This is a genomic window from Ferrovum myxofaciens (genome assembly GCF_013181415.1).
In the GTDB taxonomy this organism is placed as follows: domain Bacteria; phylum Pseudomonadota; class Gammaproteobacteria; order Burkholderiales; family Ferrovaceae; genus Ferrovum; species Ferrovum myxofaciens.
On the sequence record NZ_CP053676.1, the window covers coordinates 2,092,445 to 2,112,806 of the forward strand.

Below are 20,362 nucleotides of genomic sequence, written 5' to 3' on the forward strand. Positions count from 1 at the left end.
GCCAGCGGGTTCCCCGAGTGTGTGAGAAGAGTCTGAAACAGAGCATACCTGAGGTGTTATAGAAAACTAAGTAATAAGTTATTGTATGTACCTAACCAATGATTATAATGAGCTCTGGGCCTGGGGTGGGAGGAAGTCTTGTGAAATTACAGCAATTACGCTATCTGGTGGAAGTGGTGGAGGCGGGATTGAACGTGTCCCAGGCGGCGGACAACCTGTTCACTTCCCAACCCGGTGTGAGCAAGCAGATTCGTTTGCTCGAAGATGAGTTGGGAGTGGAGATTTTCGTGCGCAATGGCAAGCGGGTGGTGAGCGTTACCCCGGCGGGACAAGAAATCCTGACCTTGGCGCGCCGGGTCTTGCTGGAGGCCCGCAACCTCAAGACGGCAGGGCAGGAGTTCAGTCGTCAACGGGCGGGTCAACTGACCGTTGCCACCACCCATACTCAGGCGCGGTATGTGCTACCTCCCGTGATTGTGCAGTTTGCACAGCGTTATCCCGAGGTTAAGTTGGTGCTTCATCAAGGGAATCCTCTGCATGTGGCTCAAGAAGTCGTGGCGGGACGGGCGGATCTGGCCATTGCCACGGAAGGATTGGACCTGTTTCCTGATTTGCGCATCCTGCCCTGTTACCAGTGGAACCGCATCCTGGTGGCCAAGCCCGACCATCCCTTGTTGGCCTTGGAACATTTGACTCTGGAGGCATTGGCTCAGTATCCCATGATCACGTATGACCATGCCTTCACGGGACGCGCTCGAATCAATCAGGCCTTCGAGCGCCAAGGGCTATCGCCCAATGTGGTGCTGACGGCTCTGGATGCGGATGTGATCAAGACTTATGTGCGCGTGGGAATGGGGGTGGGAGTCATCGCGGCCATGGCCTACGACCAGAACCTGGATCGCGATTTGAGAGCGCGGGATATGGCTCATCTGTTTGAGCCCAGTTTGACCCGTATCGCCCTGCGGGCAGGAACCTACCTGCGAGGTTTTGTCTATGACTTCATACAACTTTTTGCGCCTGCGCTGGATCGCACCCGAGTCGAGAATGCCCTGGCCGCACCGGCTCCCAACCCTGAAGACGAGAGTTCCTGAGGTGGGAAGGCTCATGATAGAATCGTACCTTTTGAATTGACCCATGAAACGTATCGCCATCGATCATTTGCCCGTAGGGACCGTGGGTACGGCCCTGACTCTGGGCAATTTCGACGGCGTTCATCGGGGTCATCAGGCCATGCTCGAATATTTGGTGAAGGAAGCGGGCGTGCGTGGGCTGGTTCCCATGGTATTGACCTTCGAACCCTATCCCCGGGAGTTTTTTGAGGGGATTTCAGCCCCGCCTCGACTGACTTCCCTGACCCGCAAGTATCTGTGGATGAAGCAGATGGGAGTGGACCAGATGCGGGTATTGCGCTTCAATGGAGCGTTGGCTGCCCTGTCTGCTGCCGATTTCGTACGCCGTGTATTGGTGCAGGGATTTTCGGCACGTTGGGTATTGGTGGGGGATGATTTTCGCTTTGGAGCCCGCCGCCAGGGAGATTTCCCTCTTTTGCGCGAACTGGGCCAGACCCTGGGTTTTGAATGTGCGTCATTGCAGAGCGTGCAGATGGCGGGCGAGCGTATTTCGAGCAGTGCCATTCGTGCCTGTTTGGGGGCGGGCGATCTGGCGCGAGCCGCGACCTTGCTGGGTCGTCCCTTTTCTTTGGTGGGGCGGGTAGGGTATGGCCATCAGTTGGGGCGTACCCTGGGGTTTCCCACCTTGAATCTGGCCTTGCGACATCGCCCTCCCTTGGCAGGGGTGTTCGTGGTGGAAGTATGTGGTCCCACCCCTCACCCTTTGTCCGGGGTTGCCAGTCTGGGGCATCGCCCCACGGTGAATCCCCTGGATGCCCCATTGCTGGAAGTCCACCTGTTTGATTTCGACCAGACGATCTACGGGCAACGGGTGGAAGTGCGCTTTTTGCATAAGTTGCGCGATGAACGGCATTTTGCAAATACGAATCAACTGGTGGCACAGATGCATGCGGACGCCGCAGCGGCCCGTGCCTACTTTGCTCAGTCACTCATTCAGGATGCGTCATGACCGATTACAAGGACACTCTCAATTTACCGGAAACTTCGTTTCCCATGCGTGCCGATCTGGCTCGACGGGAGCCGCGCTGGCTGGAAGCATGGCAGCAACAGAAACGCTATTGGCAATTGCGGGACCATTGCCAGGGGAGACCCCGCTTCATTCTGCATGATGGTCCTCCCTATGCCAACGGTAACATCCACATCGGTCATGCCGTCAACAAGATTCTCAAGGATATGATCGTCAAGAGTCGCACGCTGTCCGGTTTTGATGCACCCTACGTGCCGGGCTGGGACTGTCATGGTCTGCCCATCGAACTGCAAGTGGAAAAGGAGCATGGACGCCATCTTCCCCCCGCCCGTTTTCGCGAACTTTGCCGGGCCTATGCCACCACCCAGGTGAACCAGCAGAAAGCCGATTTCATCCGTCTGGGGGTAATGGCGGATTGGGAACAGCCCTATCTCACCATGAACCCGGAAACGGAAGCGGGCATTCTTCGAACCTTGGTCAAGATATGGGAAGCCGGGTATCTGAAACCCGGTCTCAAACCCGTCAACTGGTGCCCGGAATGTGGTTCGGCCCTGGCGGAAGCTGAAGTGGAATATGAGGAACGCACTTCACCGGCCATCGATGTGGCTTTTCTGGTGCAGGATGAAGAGGGGTTGGCCCGCTGTTTTGGTATGGATTCCTTGCCGGGGCCTGCTTTTGCCGTAATCTGGACCACTACCCCCTGGACTCTGCCGGCCAATCAGGCGGTGGCGGTGCATCCGGAACTGGCCTACGAACTGGTGCAAACGACGCGCGGACTGCTGCTCCTGCAGGAAAGTCTGCGGGCGGGCGCACTCCTGCGCTATGGACTGGAGGCGCAGCAGGTATGGGGGCCGGTCAAGGGGGCCCATCTTGAACATCTTTCGCTGCAACACCCCCTGGCGGAACGTACTGTTCCTCTGGTCTGTGGCGATCACGTAACCGTGGAGGCGGGAACCGGGTTGGTTCATACGGCACCGGCTCATGGCGTGGAAGATCATCAGGTGGGTTTGCGCTATCGGTTGAGTGTGGATCATTTGATGGATGACCGCGCCGTCTTTCTGCCCGAGGTGCCTTTGGTGGGCGGACTCAAGGTCTGGGCAGCCAATGCGGTGCTGGTGGAAGCCTTGGCGGAACGGGAACGGCTGCTTGCCCATGTCCCCCTTCAACACAGTTATCCCCATTGTTGGCGTCACAAGACTCCCATCATCTTTCGGGCTACGCCGCAGTGGTTTATCGTCATGGATACGCCGGGTGCACAGCAACCTGCACTGCGCCCTCTCAGCCAGAAGGCAGTGGCGGAAACTCGTTTTTATCCCGCCTGGGGACGTGCCCGTTTGTCCGCCATGATCGATAATCGGCCGGATTGGTGTGTATCGCGCCAGCGCGCCTGGGGGGTCCCCATCCCGTTTTTTGTCCATCGCCAGACAGGGGCCTTGCACCCAGAGACTTCAGCCTTGGCGGAAAAAGTTGCTTTGGCCGTGGAGACGAAGGGAATCGAAGCCTGGTTCGGTACGCCAACCGAAGCATGGTTGGGCGCGGAGGCCGAAGCGTATCGCCCTTTGACGGATACGCTGGATGTCTGGTTCGATTCTGGTTCGACCCATGGGACCGTCTTGGGCCAACGCCCCGAACTGGGTTTCCCGGCAGATCTGTACCTCGAGGGCTCGGACCAGCATCGGGGCTGGTTTCAATCTTCGCTCCTGACCAGCGTAGCCCTGAACGGGCATGCGCCTTACCGGGCTTTGTTGACCCATGGCTTCGTGGTGGATGGACAGGGGCGCAAGATGAGCAAATCCTTGGGCAATGTGGTGGTGCCGCAGACCGTGATGAAAGAGTTGGGGGCGGATAACCTGCGCCTCTGGGTGGCCAGTACGGATTACTCGGGAGAATTGTGTTTGTCCAAGGAGATTCTCGACCGGGTGGTGGAAGCCTACCGCCGTTTACGGAATACCCTGCGCTTTTTGCTTGCCAACCTGGCGGATTTCGATCCTCAGCGGGATGCCCTGGCAACGGAGTCCTGGCTCACCCTCGATCGTTATGCCTTGGCTCTGACCCGTGAAGTGGAAGGAATCGTTCGGAACGGGTATGAACAGAATGAGTTTCATCAGGTTACCCAACGTTTGCTGACTTTCTGTTCTGAGGATCTGGGGGCCTTTTATCTGGATATTCTGAAGGACCGGCTCTATACCGCAGGAAAGGAGTCCCGTTCCCGGCGCGCGGCGCAGAATGCCCTCTGGCATATCACCCAGGCGTTGACGCGCTGGCTGGCTCCCATTCTGACCTTTACGGCGGAGGAGGTCTGGGCGACCCTGCAGGGCAAGACTCCGGAAACGGCCTCTTCCGTATTTCTGGAACAATGGCATGTACTGCCGGAGTTGAGTGGGGAAAGGGAGTTGCGTTCCCGTTGGGATCAGTTGCGCGCTTTGCGCGAACAGGTCAGAAAACATCTGGAACCCCTCCGTGCTGCCGGCACCTTGGGTTCTTCTCTTCAGGCAGAGGTGACGCTGCACGCCCAGGGTGCCCCTTTGCAGGCTTTGCAGGCCCTGGGCGACGATCTGCGTTTCCTGTTCATCACATCGCAGGCCAGGGTGGTGGTGGATGCAGGGTCGGACCGGCCTGAAGGCACCCTTTCTCTGGAGGTGCCTGGGGCAGAGGGAACCTGGCAGGTGGGACTGCAGATTGCCTTGACGCAGGGCACCAAATGTCCCCGTTGCTGGCATTATCGTTCGGTGCGGGGAACCTTGCCCGAACATCCGGATCTTTGTGACCGCTGTACCTGCAACTTGTTTGGGGCAGGAGAGGAGCGCCTGCATGCGTAGTCTGGGATTGGGCTGGCTGCTCGCTCTGGGGGTGGTGGCGGTGGACCAGGTCAGCAAGGCCTGGGTGCGCGGACATCTGGTACCCGGGCAGGTGGTACGGGTGACGGACTGGTTCAACTGGGTGCTGGCCTTTAATCAGGGTGCGGCGTTCAGTTTTTTGGCTACGTCAGGGGGGTGGCAGAAGGGATTGTTCAGTGCCATCGCCGTGCTTGCCATTGTCGTCCTCAGTATTTTGATCTGGCGCCATGCCACGGAGCGCTGGTTTTGTACCGGACTGGCGCTGATCATGGGGGGCGCCCTGGGGAATCTGGTGGACCGTCTGGGGGCGGGAGAGGTTACTGATTTCGTGCAATGGCATGTGGGGCAACATTACTGGCCGGCGTTCAACGGGGCAGATTCGGCCATTACGGTGGGCGTGGTCATGCTGTTGCTGGAGGGGCGAGGCAAACATGCTTCTGCCAAATCCGGAGACAATTCGGGAGGGCCTGTGGCATGAGCGAGCAATCACCGTTTTTTGTGGTCCTGGCTAATCCCCGTGGTTTTTGTGCAGGGGTGGATCGGGCCATCGAAATCGTGGAGCGGGCCCTCCAACGTTTCGGTCCGCCCATCTATGTGCGGCATGAGGTGGTGCATAATCGTTTTGTGGTGGAAAATTTGCGTCGCCAAGGGGCGGTTTTCGTGGATGAGTTGGCTCAGGTCCCCACGGGCTCCACGGTGGTTTTCAGTGCCCATGGCGTTTCCATGGCGGTGCGGGAGGAAGCAAAGGTGCGCGGATTGCATGTGTTCGACGCTACCTGTCCGTTGGTCACCAAGGTACATACCGAAGTATCCCGTTTACATGCGGCCGGTCAGGAAATCGTCATGATCGGCCATCGTGGGCACCCCGAGGTGGAAGGAACGCTGGGTCAGGCTCCCGACCACATCTATCTGGTGGAAACTCCGGAGGATGTGGAAAATTTGAAGGTTAATCATCCGGAACGACTGGCCTACGTCACCCAGACCACCCTATCGGTGGATGATGCCCAGCGCGTGATCCATGCCCTGCGCCTTCGTTATCCAGCCATCCAGGGCCCGCGCAAGGACGACATCTGCTATGCCACGCAGAATCGCCAGGATGCCGTCAAGGTCTTGACCCGGAGCGCGGACCTGGTCATCGTGGTGGGTTCCCCCACCAGTTCCAATTCGAATCGCTTGCGCGAAGTAGCCCTCCATCGCGGGATCGAAGCCTATATGGTAGACCGTGCCGATGATCTGGATCCGGCCTGGCTGGTGGGAAAACAGCGCGTGGGAGTTACGGCCGGGGCCTCTGCCCCCGCCGTTTTGGTCCAGGAAGTGGTGGATCGACTGAAGCAACTGGGGGCTCAGGGAATTCAGGAACTGGAGGGGACGCCGGAGCGGGTGGTTTTTCCTCTACCCAAGGCTCTGGCATGATTCAAGCCGGTCTTTCTTCCCGAGAGGTCTGCGGCGCACCAGGAGAATCAGCAATCTCTAATTGAACGCAGCAATGGGGCGCATGCGAATGACGATGTCCAGTCCTTCCTGGCGCATGCCGGGAGGGAGAGGCGGAAGCCCGACGATTTGCAGGTCAGGCGCTTCGATGTCATACAGTTCCCCTTTTTCGACGTCAAAGAGATGGGGGTGAGAGTCCATGAACGTATCGTAGAAAATCCGTTCCGGATCGACTACCACCCGCCGGACCAGACCTTTCTTTTCGAACAGGTTGAGCGTGTTGTAAATGGTGGCCTTGGAAACTTCCCCATGGGTCAGATTGACCTGGCTGAGTAACTGGTCCGCCGAAACATGCTGGCGTCGGGAAAATAGTGCCTGGGCAATGACCAGGCGCTGATGGGTGGGGATGATGTCGAAAGTCCGCAAGCGATCCACCAATTCAGCGCGATCGGGTACCATACTCACTTTCTTCTCCTTCCCTATATTAGATCCAGTCTCGACTATACCCTATCCCCTTGCCAATTTCAATTTCCCTTGCTTTTTTTCTTTTTATGGGATTGATAATCCTTGGTCAACAGGTTAGAATCCAGGGTTTCCGTTAATGTTAATGTTGCGTGACGGTATTCCCCGTCCACCAGAGGTGATTCAAAATGGCCAATTCCGCTCAAGCCGAAAAACGTGCCCGTCAGGCCCAAGCCCAGCGCTCGCACAACATGTCCCTGCGTTCTACTTTACGTACCGCCATCAAGAAGGTACGCAAGGCCGTTTTGGAGGGGGACAAGACCGCTGCACAGACCGTATTTCAAGTGGCCACTTCCACCATTGACCGTATCGCTGACAAGAAAATCATTCACAAGAATTCTGCGGCACGCACCAAAAGCCGGTTGTCCGCCGCGATCAAGGGAATGAGTGCCTGATTTTCCTTAGGTTTCTGATTGAAGGGTTGACTCCCTAAGGCGGCGGTAGGCATATCGCCGCCGTTTTTGTTTTATCGCTTTCTTGAATGGGAGAGTGCATGGACCATTTGCTTAATACCTATGCGCGGTTGCCTGTGGCTTTCACCCATGGTCGGGGAGTTTGGCTGTGGGATGAAGAAGGGCGCGTTTATCTGGATGCTTTGGCAGGCATTGCCGTCAATGGACTGGGTCATGGGCACCCTCATCTGGTGCGCGCGATTGCCGATCAGGCCGGTCAGTTGATCCATACCTCGAATGTTTATCGCGTGTTGCGCCAGGAGCAGTTGGCGGAACGGTTATGCCGTATTGCCGGGATGGACGGGGTTTTTTTCTGCAACTCGGGGGCAGAAGCCAACGAAGCCGCCATCAAACTGGCACGTCTGTACGGACATCAGCGCGGTATCGAGTTGCCCACCCTCATCGTCATGGAAAAAGCCTGGCATGGACGTACCATTGCCACCCTTTCGGCCACCGGCAGCCGGAAGGCTCAGGCTGGGTTTGAACCGTTGGTGTCCGGTTTCGTGCGCGTTCCTTACAATGATCTGGAGGCCGTGGCGGCAGTGGCCGAGCGTAATTCCAATGTGGTGGCCGTTTTGCTTGAACCCATTCAGGGGGAGGGGGGCATCCATGTGGCGGATCACGCCTACCAGCAGGGTTTGAAGCGGCTGTGTGAAGAACGCCAGTGGCTGTATATGGTGGATGAGGTCCAGACGGGTATCGGTCGGACCGGTGATTGGTTTGCCACCCAACAGGCCGGGGTTTCTCCCGATGTCCTGATTCTGGCCAAGGGCCTGGGTTCCGGCGTCCCCATTGGCGCGTGTCTGGCGCGCGGGAAAGCGGCTGAGGTGTTCAAACCCGGAAATCACGGCACGACCTTCGGGGGCGGGCCCCTGGTGTGCGCTGCTGCCCTGGCGACCCTGGAGATCATGGAATCCGAAGGATTGTTGGCCAATGCACGGGAACGGGGAGAACAATTGCGTGCCGGACTGGAAACGGCACTGGCTTCGGTAGCGGGAGTCGTGGCGATTCGAGGACAGGGGCTGATGGTGGGCATCGAACTGGATCGGCCCTGTGGCGCCTTGGTCACCTTGGCTCTGGAGAAGGGATTATTGATCAATGTTACCTCGGACAAAGTCATCCGTCTGCTTCCGCCGCTGATCATCACGAAAGCAGAAATCGAACGGTTGCTGTCGGATTTGATTCCCTTGGTACGGCAGTTTTTGGAGGGGGCATGAAGCATTTTCTTCAGTTCAAGGATTTTACCCAAGAAGAATTTGACTATCTCTTTCAGCGTACCCGCCACCTCAAGGCACTTTTCAAGTCCTACACCATCTATCATCCCCTCAAGGACCGCATGTTGGCCATGGTGTTCGAGAAGCACAGCACGCGTACACGGGTGTCCTTCGAAGCAGGGATTCATCAGTTGGGTGGTTCAGCCATCAACCTGACCACAGGGGAAACCCAGTTGGGCCGGGGCGAACCCATTGAAGATGTGGCACGGGTGGTGTCGCGCATGGTGGATATCGTCATGATCCGCACTTTCGATCAGTCCATCATCGAACGCTTTGCAGTGCATTCCCGGGTTCCCGTCATCAACGGGCTGACCAATCAATATCATCCCTGCCAGATCATGGCAGATATCTTCACCTTCATGGAGCAGCGCGGTTCTCTGGCAGGCAAGACCGTGGCCTGGGTGGGGGATGGCAACAACATGTGCGCCACCTGGTTACAGGCGGCGGCCTTGTTTGGATTTCAGTTGCATGTGTCGACCCCCCACGGTTATGCCTTGGAAACCCAGGCAGCCACATCCGAAGAATTGGCCCATCTGAGTGTTTTTGCTGATCCCATGAATGCGGTGCGGGGCGCACATCTGGTGACCACGGATGTTTGGACCAGCATGGGCTATGAAGCTGAAAGCGAAGTGCGGCGTGAAGTCTTTGCGGATTTCCGGGTGGATGAGGAAATGATGGGTCAGGCCCATCCCGAAGCTCTGTTCATGCATTGCCTGCCGGCCCATCGGGGCGAAGAAGTGTCCGCCGGGGTATTGGAAGGGGTGCAGAGTGTGGTGTGGGATGAGGCGGAAAATCGTCTGCACGTGCAGAAGGCGTTGATGGAATATCTGCTTCTGGGTCGTCTGGAAACGACATGATTCACGGCAATGATTGACAAGGAAAGAGCGCTGATGAGTGAGATCAAGAAAGTTGTATTGGCCTATTCCGGGGGACTCGACACCTCGGTCATCCTTAAGTGGTTGCAGGATACCTACCAATGTGAGGTGGTTACCTTTACGGCGGATATCGGACAGGGAGAAGAATTGGAGCCGGCGCGGCGCAAAGCCCAGCAGTTCGGTATTCAGCAGATCTTCATCGAGGACCTGCGCGAGGAATTCGTGCGGGACTTCGTCTATCCCATGTTTCGCGCCAACACGATTTATGAGGGCGAGTATCTGCTGGGAACCAGTATTGCCCGTCCTTTGATTGCCAAGCGCCAGATCGAGATTGCCCGACAGGTGGGCGCCGAGGCGGTTTCTCACGGAGCCACGGGTAAGGGTAACGATCAGGTGCGTTTCGAACTGGGCTATTATGCCCTCGAACCCAACATCAAGGTAATTGCCCCCTGGCGTGAATGGGATTTGTTATCCCGGGAAAAATTGCTGGCCTATGCGGAATCCCACGGGATTCCCGTGGAGATGAAACATAAGAATGGCGGCAGTCCCTACAGCATGGATGCCAATCTGCTGCATATTTCCTATGAAGGCAAAGGCCTTGAAGACCCGGCGCGGGAGCCCGAGGCAGACATGTGGCGTTGGACCGTGGCCCCCGAAGTGGCTCCGGATCAACCGCAATACCTGGAACTGAACTTCGAGAAAGGCGACGCCGTCTCCTTGAACGGGGTAACCATGACGCCAGCGGTTTTATTGGCTGAACTCAATCGCATAGGCGGACAGCATGGAATTGGTCGCCTGGACCTGGTGGAAAACCGCTTTGTGGGAATGAAATCCCGTGGGTGCTATGAGACTCCCGGCGGAACGATTTTGCTCAAGGCGCACCGGGCCATTGAATCCCTGACCCTGGACCGCGAAGTGGCGCACCTCAAGGATGATTTGATGCCTCGCTATGCAGCCCTGATTTATAACGGCTACTGGTGGAGTCCGGAACGGCGGGCCCTGCAAACCCTGATCGACCATACGCAGCAGACCGTGAATGGATGGGTTCGCCTCAAGTTATACAAGGGAACGGTGATGGTGGTGGGTCGGGAGTCCCGGACGGATTCTCTCTTTGATCCAACCATTGCTACCTTCGAAGATGATGGGGGGGCATATCAACAGTCCGATGCAGCGGGATTCATTCGTCTCAATGCACTGCGCATGCGCATTGCCGCACGTTTGCAACGTAAGGAGTAACGGGATGCCTTCTTTTGATATCGTTTCCGAAGTAGACAAGCAGGAAGTCCGCAATGCGGTGGAACAGGTCAATCGGGAAGTGGGGACGCGCTTTGATTTCAAGGGATCGGATGCTCGGGTGGAACAAAGCGAGTATGAACTGACGATCTACGCCGACGATCCGTTCAAGTTGGAACAGGTCAAGGAAATTTTGCGCCCCAGGTTGGTCAAGCGGGGCATCGATATCCGCACCCTGGATTTTGGCAAGGAAGAAACCATTGGCGGTGGCAAGGTCAAGCAAGTTGTGACGGTGAAGGTGGGGGTGGAAACCGAATTGGGCAAGAAGATCGTCAAGTTGCTCAAGGACAGTAAACTCAAGGTGCAGGGAAGTTTGCAGGGAGACACGGTGCGGGTCAGCGGGGCCAAGCGCGATATTTTGCAGGATGCCATCGCCTTGATACGCGCCAGTGATCTGGAGGTTCCCCTGCAGTTCAATAATTTCCGCGACTGACGGAGTCCAGGCCTACATTCTGGAGCCAATGCAGTAGATGGCAGTGGTGGCCTTCCAGAAACAGGACATCGAAGCGACAGTGTGCCGAAAAACCGTGGTGCGCCAGATAGTGTTGTGCGGTCAGCCGCCAGCATCGCTGTTTACGGAGGTCGATGCTTTCGAGTAGAAGGGAACTGGCCCGCCGCCGCCAGCGCACTTCTATAAAAATCAGGGTGGTATCGTCCCGCGCAATGGCGTCGATTTCACCGAATCGACAGTGGTAATTGCGGGCGATGAGGGTCAGCCCCTGACGTTGCAGAAACTGGGCGGCCCATTCTTCTGCTGCACTGCCTTTCTGGTTCATGGAGAGTTCCTTGACGCATATTCCCCTGCACGCTTCTGCACTTCCCGGATCAGAGGGCACGCTTTATGTGGTGGCGACCCCCATTGGCAATTTGGGTGATTTGACCCTGCGCGCCATCGAGGTATTGCGCAAAGTGGATCTGATCGCGGCGGAGGATACCCGCACCTCCCGTCCCCTGCTGGATCACTTCGGTATTATGGCTCCCCTGATATCCCTGCATCAGCATAATGAACGTGAAAAAGCGCAACTTCTGATCCGAAAATTGCAGGAAGGGCACTCGGTAGCCCTGATTTCCGATGCGGGAACCCCCGCCATCAGTGATCCCGGTGCGCGGGTGGTGGATGAAGTCCTGAATGCCGGCGGGAAGGTGGTGCCGATTCCTGGGGTCAGTGCAGTGACGACTTTGCTGTCGGTGGCAGGGATGACCTGCCCCCAGTTTTATTTTCATGGATTTTTGCCGGCCAAGAAAGGCGAACGTCAACGTCAAATCCAATCCCTGGGGAACCTGGATGCCGTGGTCGTTTTTTATGAGGCACCGCACCGTATTCTGGCTACTTTGACGGTATTGGCCCAGGAATGGGGCGGTGCCCGCCGGGTGACCCTGGGGCGCGAGTTGACCAAGCGCTTCGAAACCCTGCACCGTTCCACGCTCGAGGAAGCCGTTCTGTGGGTACAGGCTGACCCCAACCAGCAGCGCGGGGAATTCGTGCTGGCCATCGAACCGGCTCCCGTGGTCGTTCAGGCTGCTACGGCGCTGGAACCTTCTCAGGAACGCTGGTTGGCGGTTTTATTGACCCGTTTGCCCGTCAAGGAAGCTGTGCAATTAATGGGAGAGGCCACGGGGTTGCCCCGCAACCAGCTCTATGCCGAGGCGCTGCGTCTCAAAGGGCCCTGAAGCGGGGGGTTCACCTGCACCGGGGATATGGTTTACAATGGCCCGATGGATCTGATTGCACGTATGAATCGGCACTTTCAGGAAAGTGCCCAACTGAAGATGACGCTGGCGCAAGTGCTGGCCGCTCCGATTGCCATGGCAGCGGAGCGGATGGTGCAGTGCCTGTTGGCAGAGGGCAAGATTCTGGTTTGTGGGAATGGGGGGTCGGCGGCGGATGCGCAGCATTTTTCCGCCGAGTTGCTCAACCGCTTCGAAGTGGAACGCCCCCCTCTGGCAGCGATTGCGCTGACCACAGATGCTTCGACCCTGACTTCCATCGCCAATGATTATCAGTTCGACAAGGTGTTTTCCAAGCAGGTGCATGCCTTGGGGCAGAGGGGAGATATTCTGCTGGCCATTTCCACCAGCGGGCAGTCCCCCAATATTCTCGAGGCCGTGCGGGCAGCCCATGAGCGTGACATGGTGGTGGTGGCGCTGACGGGCAAAGGGGGCGGAAAATTAGCCGAGTTGCTGACGGGGGATGATGTCCACCTTTCGGTGGAGGCTCAAAACACGGCACGGATTCAGGAAGTTCATATTCTGGTGTTGCATTGTTTATGCGATGCCATCGATTGTATTCTGGTAGGAGCGGATGAATGAGAAAAAACTGGTCTCTGTGGCTGATGCTGGGCGTATTGCCTATGACCCAGGGGTGTGTGCCCCTGATGGCAACGGGGGCGGTGGGAACCGGACTGGTGGCGCAGGATCGACGTACCACGGGCGCTGAACTGGATGATGAAGATATTCAGTTGCACATGTCGGAAGTCATTTCAAGAAAATATGGCAGCGATGTCAATGTCAACGCTTCCAGTTTCAATCGCAACCTGTTGTTGACCGGGCAGGTGCCGGATGAAGCGACGCGGAGTAATGTGGACGTCATGGCCCACAAGTTGACGAACGTGCGGCAGGTCATCGACGACATCCGGATCGGACCGCCCAGTTCCCTGGCTCAGCGGGCAGAGGATGCCTATCTGACCACCAAGGTCAATACCCGCTTCATTACCGACAATGGGAGTAAATTCTCGCCGCTGCAGGTGAGTGTGACCAGTAGCGGTGAAGTGGTCTATCTGATGGGGCTGGTGACGCAGGGAGAAGGAGACGCCGCGGCCAAGTTGGCCAGTACGACCAGCGGAGTCAAGAAAGTCGTCAAGGTCTTTGAATATTCCACAGCCACGCCAGCCAATGAAGCCACCTCGGCGGTCAAGGCCGAGAATGGACCGCCAGCTCCCGTTCAGGCTCCAGCGCCTGTGGAGGAGGGACTGCCTGCCACGACCCAACCGGTATCCCCCTGAGCCGGTGCAGGACGCTCCTTCCTTCGAACAGAAAATCGTCGCTCCTGAAAGTTGGCAGGCGCGTTTGGAGGGAATACCCCGTCCCCTGGTGTTCACCAATGGGGTCTTCGACATCCTGCATCGCGGACATGTGACTTATCTGGCACGGGCGCGGGCGCAGGGTGCCGCTTTGGTGGTGGCTCTGAATAGCGATGCTTCCGTGCGTCGTCTGGGTAAAGGCGTTGATCGCCCCATCAATGCCCTGGCCGATCGATTGGCACTGGTGGCTGCTCTGGAATGTGTGAGTCTGGTGACCTGGTTCGAAGAAGATACCCCTCTGACCCGTATTCTGGAGTGTCAGCCCGAAGTCCTGGTGAAGGGGGGGGACTGGCCGGAGGCAGCCATCGTGGGGGCACCGTCCGTGCTTGCGCGGGGGGGAAGGGTGCTCTCCATTCCCTTCGAACATGAACGTTCCACCACGGCGCTATTGCGTCAGATTCGCGCCTGATCTTTCTTCCAGGAGCAGGGCCAAGCCTTCCAGAACCAATTCCGGGTAGACATGGAGGGGACCCTCCAGGTACGGACTGAGTTCGGCATGATGTCCTCCGCCCAAGAACACGGGAACCCGAGACCCCTTTTGACTGAGCGCATCCCTGGCCAGTTTGAGTGCGCCGAGGGTAGCCGCCCAGGCTCCGCTCTGGATGGCATCCTGGGTGGAACGGGCTTGCAGGGTGTGGGTCCCTTCTTGCTCTATGGCCGGAAGGTGCGCTGTGCCTTGGTGGAGGCTGTGGCGCATGAGGGTCAGTCCGGGCAGGATCATCCCCCCCAAAAAATTTCCCTTTTCATCCAGACTGTCCAGCGTGGTGGCTGTTCCTGCCATCACCACCAAGGCGGCCTGGTGCTGGAGATGCCAGGCCCCCTGCAGGGCCATCCAGCGATCCGGACCCAGTTGGGCAGGGTGGTCATACCCATTGCGAACCCCCCCTTCGGAAAGTTTGCTGGAATGCCAGCAGGGAGAGAGTCCCAAATCCTGGCAGGCGCTTTCCACCTGGGCTCGCAGATCCGGGTGGGCGACGGAAACCCCGTGTGCTGCGTGCAGGGGCGGAAAGGTGTGCCACTCCATGGGAAGTTGGTCCAGATGCGTCAACGGCAGACGACCCCGTTGAATCCAGAGGCCTCCTTGACGCAGCCCCCATTTCAGTTGGCTGTTACCCAGATCGAGGTACAACCACATGTCAGGGAGCCTCCAAACGCAGGGACAGTTCGCCCCCGTGGTAGGTGTGCGGTTCACCCGCCGGATCACGCAGGATCAGGCCCCCCAGGGAGCTGAGACCGACACATTCTCCCTGACTGCGGGTATGATTGGGATGAAGCAGGGTCACCTGCTGGTTGCGGTGCACACAATGGGTCATCCAGGTTTCTGCAAAGGGAGCAAATCCTGACTGGGCAAAGGATTCCAGCAGGGGAATCAAGGTATTCAGGAGACGTCCGAGGACCGTGGCGCGGGCGGGGGCCTGGCCCGCTTCATCCCTCAGGTCATTCAAGGAAAGGACGCAGGTGTCCTGAAGGGGGGAAGGAAGGGCGACGTTGAGACCAATCCCAATAACGGCACCCACCTGTCCGCTGGAAAGACGGGTGGTTTCCACCAGCACGCCCGCCACCTTGCGACCTTCACGCCACAGGTCATTGGGCCATTTCACCCCCACGCTGGTCATTCCCAGGGAATGGAGTGCCTCCACCATCCCCAGTGAAACTGCCAGAGGCAAACCGCTCAATTCCTGAAGGGAGCGGTCGAAAATCCACCATAGAGAAAAAGTCAGGGAACCTTCGGCATCAGAAATCCAGGCGCGACCTCGCCGCCCCCGTCCGGCGCTTTGTCGACGGGCCACCAGACAAAAGTGTTGGGGAAGCCCCTGGGGGGCCCATTCCAGCAGACACCGGTTGGTGGAGTCGATGGACTGCACTTGCCAAAGCACCGGCACGGAGGGCAGGTCCCGAAACTCTTGCTGCAAGGCGGACTCGTCGAGGAAAGGCTCCAGAGGCACGAGGGTCGGAAAGAGGGGGGGCAGAAGGGAGGTAGGATACACAGTCATGACTTCGAGTCTGGACAAGAAGCAGGGTGCTTGTCAATGGGTTGATCTTGAGTGGGTACCCGGTTATCATCATGGAATGAGCGAACCCACTGTTACTCCCACGAATTTCATTCGTAATCTGGTTACTGAGGATTTGTCCGCCGGGCGTACCGGTGGGCGCTTGGCAACCCGTTTTCCACCGGAACCCAATGGTTACCTGCATATTGGTCATGCCAAGTCCATCTGCCTCAACTTCGGGTTGGCGCGGGATTTTGGGGGAGTCTGCCATCTGCGTTTCGACGATACCAACCCGGCCAAGGAAGAGATGGAATACGTCCAGTCCATTCTGGACACGGTGCGCTGGCTGGGATTTCAGTGGGGTGATCACCTCTATTACGCATCGGATTACTTTGACCGGTGCTATCGCTATGCCGAAGGGCTGATCGAGGCAGGAAAAGCCTATGTGGACGAGTTGTCGGCGGAAGAGATTCGCGCTTTCCGGGGTTCTCTGACTGAAGCGGGACGCCCCAGTCCTTGGCGGGAACGCCCGGTTGCAGAAAATCTGGATCTGTTCCGGCGCATGCGTGCCGGAGAATTTCCCGATGGACGCTATCTTCTGCGCGCGCGCATCGACATGGCTTCTCCCAATCTCAATCTGCGTGACCCGGCCCTCTACCGGATCCGCCATGTACCTCATTGGCGTACGGGTTCGACCTGGTGTATTTACCCCATGTACGACTATGCCCATGCCATTTCCGATGCCGAGGAACGGATCACCCATTCCCTCTGCACCCTCGAGTTCGAGGATCACCGTCCGCTGTACGACTGGGTGGTGGCCAACACCCCGGTCCCTGGACAACCCCATCAGTACGAATTCTCTCGCCTCAACTTGAGTCACACTCTGATGAGCAAACGTAAATTGCTCGAATTGGTGGAGGAAGGCCGGGTCAGTGGTTGGGACGACCCCCGGATGCCCACTTTGGTGGGGTTGCGCCGGCGTGGTTACACGCCTGCCGCCATCCGTCTGTTCTGCGAGCGTATCGGTATTTCCAAGGCGGACAGCGTCATCGACTACAGCGTGCTGGAGGATTGTCTGCGCAGTGATCTTAACGAGCATGCGCCCCGTCGGGTGGCCGTCCTGCGTCCCCTGCGTCTGGTACTGGACAACTTTCCTGCGGCATCGGTCGAGCAATGTTCTGCCCCCAACCATCCCCAACACGCCGGGTGGGGGGAACGGTTCCTGCCCCTGACCCGCGAGTTGTTTATTGAACGGGACGATTTCATGGTGGAACCCGTCAAAGGGTTTTTCCGTCTGGCGCCGGGTAAATCGGTGCGTTTGCGTTATGCTTACGTCATTACCTGTACCGGGTTTGAAACCGACCCGGTGACGGGGGAAGTGACGGTGGTTCATGCAACCTGCGATATGGAAACGCGCAGTGGTACGGCGGGCGCCGATCGGGTCAAGGTCAAGGGCAATATCCACTGGCTTTCTCAAACCCATTCCGGGGAAGCCACCGTCCGGTTATACGAGCGCCTGTTCATGGATCCCAATCCGGCGGCGGCACAGGATTACCGGACCCTGCTCAATCCCCACTCCATGGAAGAATTGCAGGTACGGGTGGAAACTATCTTGATGGAGGAGGAAAGTACCCAGGTTTTTCAGTTTGAACGCCTGGGCTACTTCGTGCAGGATATTCGGGACTCCGGTCCTGGGCAGCGCGTTTTTAATCGTGCAGTGACCCTGCGGGATGCGTGGGTGCGTTCTTGATCCGTTCGATCAGGGCGTAGGCCGAATGGTTGTGAATGGACTCGAAGTTTTCTGATTCCACCACATAAGCGTCGATGCGGGGATCCTCCTCCAACTTGCGGGCAACGTCCCGCACCATGTCCTCCACGAATTTCGGGTTGTCGTAGGCCCGTTCCGTGACCCATTTTTCATCGGCCCGTTTGAGCAATCCAAACAGTTCGCAGGACGCAGATTCTTCCGCAATCCGAATGATTTCCTCGATCCACACGAAGGTTTGGGTGTGTGCCGTGATCGTGACGTGGGAACGCTGGTTATGAGCCCCATAGGCGGAAATTTCCTTGGAACAGGGGCAAAGACTGGTGACGGGAATCACAACCTTCATGGCGAAGGAAAATTTTCCTGCGGTTAATTCACCGATGAAGGTGACTTCATAGTCGATGAGAGATTTTACGCCGGAAACCGGGGCGGCCTTGCTGACAAAGTAGGGGAAACTCATTTCGATCAAACCAGCGGGTGCTTCCAGGCGCTGAACCATGTCCTGAAGAATTTTGCCGAAGGATTCCACCGAAATTTCCCGTTCCTCGCGATTGAGAATCTCCACAAAGCGAGACATGTGGGTTCCTTTGAAATGCTTGGGCAGGTGGACGTACATGTTGAACGTGGCGATGGTGTGTTGCACGTCTCCCAGCGCACGGTCCGACACTTTCACCGGATGGCGGATACCCTTGATGCCCACACGGTCAATGGCGATTTCGCGGGTATCCGGAGTGGACTGGATGTCAGGAATGAGGTCAGGATCAAAGGCATTCATGGAAACTCCGTAGGTCAGGGGGAATGAGAAAGCATAAGGACAGAGGGTGGGAGTGGAAAAACTTTCGGGAGTTCCCGGCTTGCTTAACCAAGGGCGCGGTTCGGATGAGTCAGAGACTGCAGGCGCGCCCGTATTTGACGTTCCAGTCCAGGCGCATCCAGGCCGCAGTCTTGCCATAATTGACAGACTTCGCCCTGATCGATGAAATGATCGGGAAGTCCCAGATGAAGCAGGGGCACGGAGATCTGATGGTGGGCCAGGCATTCCCCCACCGCGCTTCCTGCCCCGCCCATCAGAGCGTTTTCTTCCACGGTGACAACCAGATCATGGGTAAGGGCCATTTCCAGGATCAGCGCTTCGTCCAGTGGCTTGACGAACCGCATGTTGACCACGGTGGCCTGGAGGCGTTGTCCGGCTTCCAGTGCGGGCGCGAGCATGCTCCCAAAGGCGAGTAGAACGACGCTTTTTCCCCGTTGTCGCACTTCGGCCTTCCCGATGGTCAGGGTCGAGAGAGAGGGGTCAACGGGGGTTCCCGGCCCACGTCCGCGCGGATAGCGCACGGCACTGGGACCCTCCAGAGCAAAGGCGGTACTTAGCATCTGGCGACATTCGTTTTCATCACTGGGGGCCATGATCGTCAGGTTGGGCAGGGGGCGCAGGTAAGTCAGATCAAACTGACCGGCATGGGTTGCACCATCCGCGCCCACCAGGCCGGCCCGGTCAATGGCCAGAACCACGGGCAGATTCTGCAGGGCGATGTCGTGAATCAGTTGGTCATAGGCCCGTTGCAGGAAAGTGGAATAAATGGCGATCACGGGTTTCATACCTTCACAAGCCAACCCGGCCGCAAAAGTCAGGGCATGTTGCTCGGCAATACCCACATCGAAATAACGTTCGGGATACTGCTGGGCAAAATGGGTGAGGCCGGAGCCTTCGCACATGGCAGGTGTGATTCCGATCAGGCGGGCATCCGTCGCTGCCATGTCGCACAGCCATTGGCCAAAGATGTCCGTGTAACTGGGTGCTGAACTGACTTTGGGTTGAATGCCCTGATTGGGATCGAAAGGCGTGACTCCGTGGTATCGAATCGGGTCTTCCTCGGCGGGAGGATAGCCTTTGCCCTTGCGCGTCACCACATGGAGAAATTGAGGGCCTTCCAGTTTGCGTACATTGGTCAGGGTGGAAACCAGAATATCCAGATCGTGACCGTCAATGGGGCCGATATAGTTGAAGCCGAATTCCTCGAACAGAGTGGCGGGCGGGGTCATCATCCCCTTCATATGCTCTTCCCAGCGTTTTGCAAACTCCAGAATGGGGGGGGCTACCCCCAGGACCTTTTCGCTGCCCCGACGCATCGAATTGTACAGGTGTCCAGACAGGATACGGGCCAGATGATGTTGCAAAGCCCCCACCGGAGGGGAAATGGACATGTCGTTGTCATTGAGGACGACCACCAGATTAGCGCCTGTGTTCTTGGCATTGTTCATGGCTTCGAAGGCCATGCCTCCCGTCAGGGCGCCATCGCCGATGACGGCAATGGCCCGTTCCCTTTTGCCCGCACGGTGGAAAGCCGTGGCCATGCCCAGAGCCGCGCTGATGGAGGTGCTGGAGTGAGCGGTGCCAAAGGCATCGTATTCGCTTTCGCTGCGTTTGGGGAAACCTGACAGACCGCCTTTCATGCGCAGGTGTGCCATGCCGGCGCGACGTCCGGTCAGGATCTTGTGGGCATAGGTTTGATGTCCCACATCCCAGACCAGACGATCACGGGGGGTATCGAACACATAATGCAAGGCCAGGGCCAGTTCCACGGTGCCCAGATTGCTCGATAAATGACCTCCGGTGCGGGCCACGCTGTGCAGGATGAATTGGCGCAGTTCTGTGGCTAGATAGGGAAGTGCACGACGCTCGAGACAACGCAGGTCGGCGGGGGAATGGATCTGGTCGAGGGTGGGCGGGGTGAAATTGGACAT

Annotated in this window: 21 protein-coding genes; 15 read left to right on the forward strand and 6 right to left on the reverse strand. The window is 57.7% G+C overall.

All coding sequences use genetic code 11. From position 1 onward, the window contains the following. Window positions 1-140: 140 nt before the first annotated feature. The 5 genes from cysB to ispH are packed head-to-tail and all read left to right on the forward strand — an operon-like array spanning window position 141 to window position 6,347. Entirely contained in the window at window positions 141-1,091 is a 951-nt protein-coding gene (cysB, locus tag HO274_RS10270) for an HTH-type transcriptional regulator CysB (RefSeq protein ID WP_062187568.1), read from the forward strand. Between the two features lie 43 nt (window positions 1,092-1,134). Then, window positions 1,135-2,079 carry a bifunctional riboflavin kinase/FAD synthetase gene (locus tag HO274_RS10275; protein WP_273119325.1) on the forward strand — a complete coding sequence of 315 codons (945 nt, stop codon included), beginning with the start codon at window positions 1,135-1,137 and terminating at the stop codon, window positions 2,077-2,079. Then, window positions 2,076-4,916: an isoleucine--tRNA ligase gene (ileS, locus tag HO274_RS10280; RefSeq protein ID WP_273119327.1), complete on the forward strand. Its 2,841-nt coding sequence runs from the start codon at window positions 2,076-2,078 to the stop codon at window positions 4,914-4,916. Before HO274_RS10275 ends, ileS begins: the two co-directional genes overlap by 4 nt. Then, the gene (lspA, locus tag HO274_RS10285; RefSeq protein ID WP_035417051.1) at window positions 4,909-5,412 is read left to right on the forward strand and encodes a signal peptidase II; all 504 of its coding nucleotides are present in this window, start codon (window positions 4,909-4,911) and stop codon (window positions 5,410-5,412) included. Before ileS ends, lspA begins: the two co-directional genes overlap by 8 nt. Continuing rightward, window positions 5,409-6,347: a 4-hydroxy-3-methylbut-2-enyl diphosphate reductase gene (ispH, locus tag HO274_RS10290; protein WP_031595983.1), complete on the forward strand. Its 939-nt coding sequence runs from the start codon at window positions 5,409-5,411 to the stop codon at window positions 6,345-6,347. The genes lspA and ispH overlap by 4 nt, the downstream gene beginning before the upstream one ends. 57 nt (window positions 6,348-6,404) lie before the next feature. On the opposite strand, the gene HO274_RS10295 is transcribed toward ispH, so the two are convergent. Further along, complete coding sequence (locus tag HO274_RS10295) at window positions 6,405-6,824, reverse strand: Fur family transcriptional regulator (protein WP_031595982.1); 420 nt, start codon at window positions 6,822-6,824, stop codon at window positions 6,405-6,407. A 191-nt stretch (window positions 6,825-7,015) separates the two neighbouring features. Between HO274_RS10295 and rpsT the strand changes: the two genes are divergently transcribed. From rpsT to HO274_RS10320, 5 genes are all read left to right on the forward strand, one after another. After that, complete coding sequence (rpsT, locus tag HO274_RS10300) at window positions 7,016-7,282, forward strand: 30S ribosomal protein S20 (RefSeq protein ID WP_031595981.1); 267 nt, start codon at window positions 7,016-7,018, stop codon at window positions 7,280-7,282. 98 nt (window positions 7,283-7,380) lie between these two features. Next, a complete protein-coding gene (locus HO274_RS10305) occupies window positions 7,381-8,556 on the forward strand; it encodes an aspartate aminotransferase family protein (RefSeq protein WP_031595980.1) in 1,176 nt (391 codons plus the stop codon). Continuing rightward, window positions 8,553-9,470 carry an ornithine carbamoyltransferase gene (gene argF, locus HO274_RS10310; RefSeq protein ID WP_031595979.1) on the forward strand — a complete coding sequence of 306 codons (918 nt, stop codon included), beginning with the start codon at window positions 8,553-8,555 and terminating at the stop codon, window positions 9,468-9,470. Before HO274_RS10305 ends, argF begins: the two co-directional genes overlap by 4 nt. A 33-nt stretch (window positions 9,471-9,503) precedes the next feature. After that, entirely contained in the window at window positions 9,504-10,724 is a 1,221-nt protein-coding gene (locus HO274_RS10315; RefSeq protein WP_031595978.1) for an argininosuccinate synthase, read from the forward strand. A 4-nt stretch (window positions 10,725-10,728) separates the two neighbouring features. Further along, window positions 10,729-11,214, forward strand: coding sequence for a YajQ family cyclic di-GMP-binding protein (locus tag HO274_RS10320; RefSeq protein ID WP_031595977.1), 486 nt, complete (start codon window positions 10,729-10,731; stop codon window positions 11,212-11,214). On the opposite strand, the gene HO274_RS10325 is transcribed toward HO274_RS10320, so the two are convergent. Continuing rightward, on the reverse strand, window positions 11,195-11,557 hold the full coding sequence (locus tag HO274_RS10325; protein ID WP_031595971.1) for a YraN family protein: 363 nt from the start codon (window positions 11,555-11,557) through the stop codon (window positions 11,195-11,197). The two genes, HO274_RS10320 and HO274_RS10325, sit on opposite strands and share 20 nt — an antisense overlap. A gap of 10 nt (window positions 11,558-11,567) precedes the next feature. On the opposite strand from HO274_RS10325, the gene rsmI reads away from it, so the two are divergent. From rsmI to HO274_RS10345, 4 genes are read left to right on the forward strand one after another with little or no spacing between them, the layout of a single operon-like run. After that, window positions 11,568-12,452 carry a 16S rRNA (cytidine(1402)-2'-O)-methyltransferase gene (gene rsmI, locus HO274_RS10330; RefSeq protein ID WP_273119338.1) on the forward strand — a complete coding sequence of 295 codons (885 nt, stop codon included), beginning with the start codon at window positions 11,568-11,570 and terminating at the stop codon, window positions 12,450-12,452. A gap of 45 nt (window positions 12,453-12,497) precedes the next feature. Then, window positions 12,498-13,091, forward strand: coding sequence for a phosphoheptose isomerase (locus HO274_RS10335; protein ID WP_031595968.1), 594 nt, complete (start codon window positions 12,498-12,500; stop codon window positions 13,089-13,091). Next, entirely contained in the window at window positions 13,088-13,783 is a 696-nt protein-coding gene (locus HO274_RS10340) for a BON domain-containing protein (RefSeq protein WP_273119342.1), read from the forward strand. The genes HO274_RS10335 and HO274_RS10340 overlap by 4 nt, the downstream gene beginning before the upstream one ends. A 4-nt stretch (window positions 13,784-13,787) precedes the next feature. Continuing rightward, entirely contained in the window at window positions 13,788-14,270 is a 483-nt protein-coding gene (locus tag HO274_RS10345) for an adenylyltransferase/cytidyltransferase family protein (RefSeq protein ID WP_031595965.1), read from the forward strand. Here the strand turns inward: HO274_RS10345 and HO274_RS10350 are convergent. After that, window positions 14,247-14,996, reverse strand: a complete 750-nt coding sequence (locus HO274_RS10350; protein ID WP_051861944.1) for a type III pantothenate kinase — start codon at window positions 14,994-14,996, stop codon at window positions 14,247-14,249. The genes HO274_RS10345 and HO274_RS10350 overlap by 24 nt on opposite strands. Window position 14,997: 1 nt before the next feature. After that, on the reverse strand, window positions 14,998-15,855 hold the full coding sequence (locus HO274_RS10355; RefSeq protein ID WP_273119346.1) for a biotin--[acetyl-CoA-carboxylase] ligase: 858 nt from the start codon (window positions 15,853-15,855) through the stop codon (window positions 14,998-15,000). 76 nt (window positions 15,856-15,931) lie between these two features. On the opposite strand from HO274_RS10355, the gene HO274_RS10360 reads away from it, so the two are divergent. Further along, window positions 15,932-17,602 (forward strand): glutamine--tRNA ligase/YqeY domain fusion protein, encoded by a 1,671-nt coding sequence (locus HO274_RS10360; RefSeq protein WP_420537406.1) that lies wholly within the window; start codon window positions 15,932-15,934, stop codon window positions 17,600-17,602. Here HO274_RS10360 and folE2 read toward each other — a convergent pair. Both folE2 and dxs read right to left on the reverse strand, forming a co-directional pair. Continuing rightward, window positions 17,559-18,392, reverse strand: coding sequence for a GTP cyclohydrolase FolE2 (gene folE2 / locus HO274_RS10365; protein WP_273119352.1), 834 nt, complete (start codon window positions 18,390-18,392; stop codon window positions 17,559-17,561). The genes HO274_RS10360 and folE2 overlap by 44 nt on opposite strands. Window positions 18,393-18,475: 83 nt before the next feature. Further along, window positions 18,476-20,362, reverse strand: coding sequence for a 1-deoxy-D-xylulose-5-phosphate synthase (dxs, locus tag HO274_RS10370; RefSeq protein WP_273119354.1), 1,887 nt, complete (start codon window positions 20,360-20,362; stop codon window positions 18,476-18,478).

What these genes read in the sequence shown, in the direction of transcription:
- ispH (WP_031595983.1), top strand. Translation starts at nt 5,409, where the DNA reads ATGAGCGAGCAATCACCGTTTTTTGTGGTCCTGGCTAATCCCCGTGGT.
- HO274_RS10320 (WP_031595977.1), top strand. Translation starts at nt 10,729, where the DNA reads ATGCCTTCTTTTGATATCGTTTCCGAAGTAGACAAGCAGGAAGTCCGC.
- ileS (WP_273119327.1), top strand. Translation starts at nt 2,076, where the DNA reads ATGACCGATTACAAGGACACTCTCAATTTACCGGAAACTTCGTTTCCC.
- dxs (WP_273119354.1), bottom strand. Translation starts at nt 20,362, where the DNA reads ATGTCCAATTTCACCCCGCCCACCCTCGACCAGATCCATTCCCCCGCC.
- HO274_RS10335 (WP_031595968.1), top strand. Translation starts at nt 12,498, where the DNA reads ATGGATCTGATTGCACGTATGAATCGGCACTTTCAGGAAAGTGCCCAA.
- HO274_RS10340 (WP_273119342.1), top strand. Translation starts at nt 13,088, where the DNA reads ATGAGAAAAAACTGGTCTCTGTGGCTGATGCTGGGCGTATTGCCTATG.
- HO274_RS10350 (WP_051861944.1), bottom strand. Translation starts at nt 14,996, where the DNA reads ATGTGGTTGTACCTCGATCTGGGTAACAGCCAACTGAAATGGGGGCTG.
- argF (WP_031595979.1), top strand. Translation starts at nt 8,553, where the DNA reads ATGAAGCATTTTCTTCAGTTCAAGGATTTTACCCAAGAAGAATTTGAC.
- HO274_RS10355 (WP_273119346.1), bottom strand. Translation starts at nt 15,855, where the DNA reads ATGACTGTGTATCCTACCTCCCTTCTGCCCCCCCTCTTTCCGACCCTC.
- HO274_RS10275 (WP_273119325.1), top strand. Translation starts at nt 1,135, where the DNA reads ATGAAACGTATCGCCATCGATCATTTGCCCGTAGGGACCGTGGGTACG.
- HO274_RS10360 (WP_420537406.1), top strand. Translation starts at nt 15,932, where the DNA reads ATGAGCGAACCCACTGTTACTCCCACGAATTTCATTCGTAATCTGGTT.
- HO274_RS10315 (WP_031595978.1), top strand. Translation starts at nt 9,504, where the DNA reads ATGAGTGAGATCAAGAAAGTTGTATTGGCCTATTCCGGGGGACTCGAC.
- lspA (WP_035417051.1), top strand. Translation starts at nt 4,909, where the DNA reads ATGCGTAGTCTGGGATTGGGCTGGCTGCTCGCTCTGGGGGTGGTGGCG.
- HO274_RS10295 (WP_031595982.1), bottom strand. Translation starts at nt 6,824, where the DNA reads ATGGTACCCGATCGCGCTGAATTGGTGGATCGCTTGCGGACTTTCGAC.
- folE2 (WP_273119352.1), bottom strand. Translation starts at nt 18,392, where the DNA reads ATGAATGCCTTTGATCCTGACCTCATTCCTGACATCCAGTCCACTCCG.
- HO274_RS10305 (WP_031595980.1), top strand. Translation starts at nt 7,381, where the DNA reads ATGGACCATTTGCTTAATACCTATGCGCGGTTGCCTGTGGCTTTCACC.
- HO274_RS10325 (WP_031595971.1), bottom strand. Translation starts at nt 11,557, where the DNA reads ATGAACCAGAAAGGCAGTGCAGCAGAAGAATGGGCCGCCCAGTTTCTG.
- rpsT (WP_031595981.1), top strand. Translation starts at nt 7,016, where the DNA reads ATGGCCAATTCCGCTCAAGCCGAAAAACGTGCCCGTCAGGCCCAAGCC.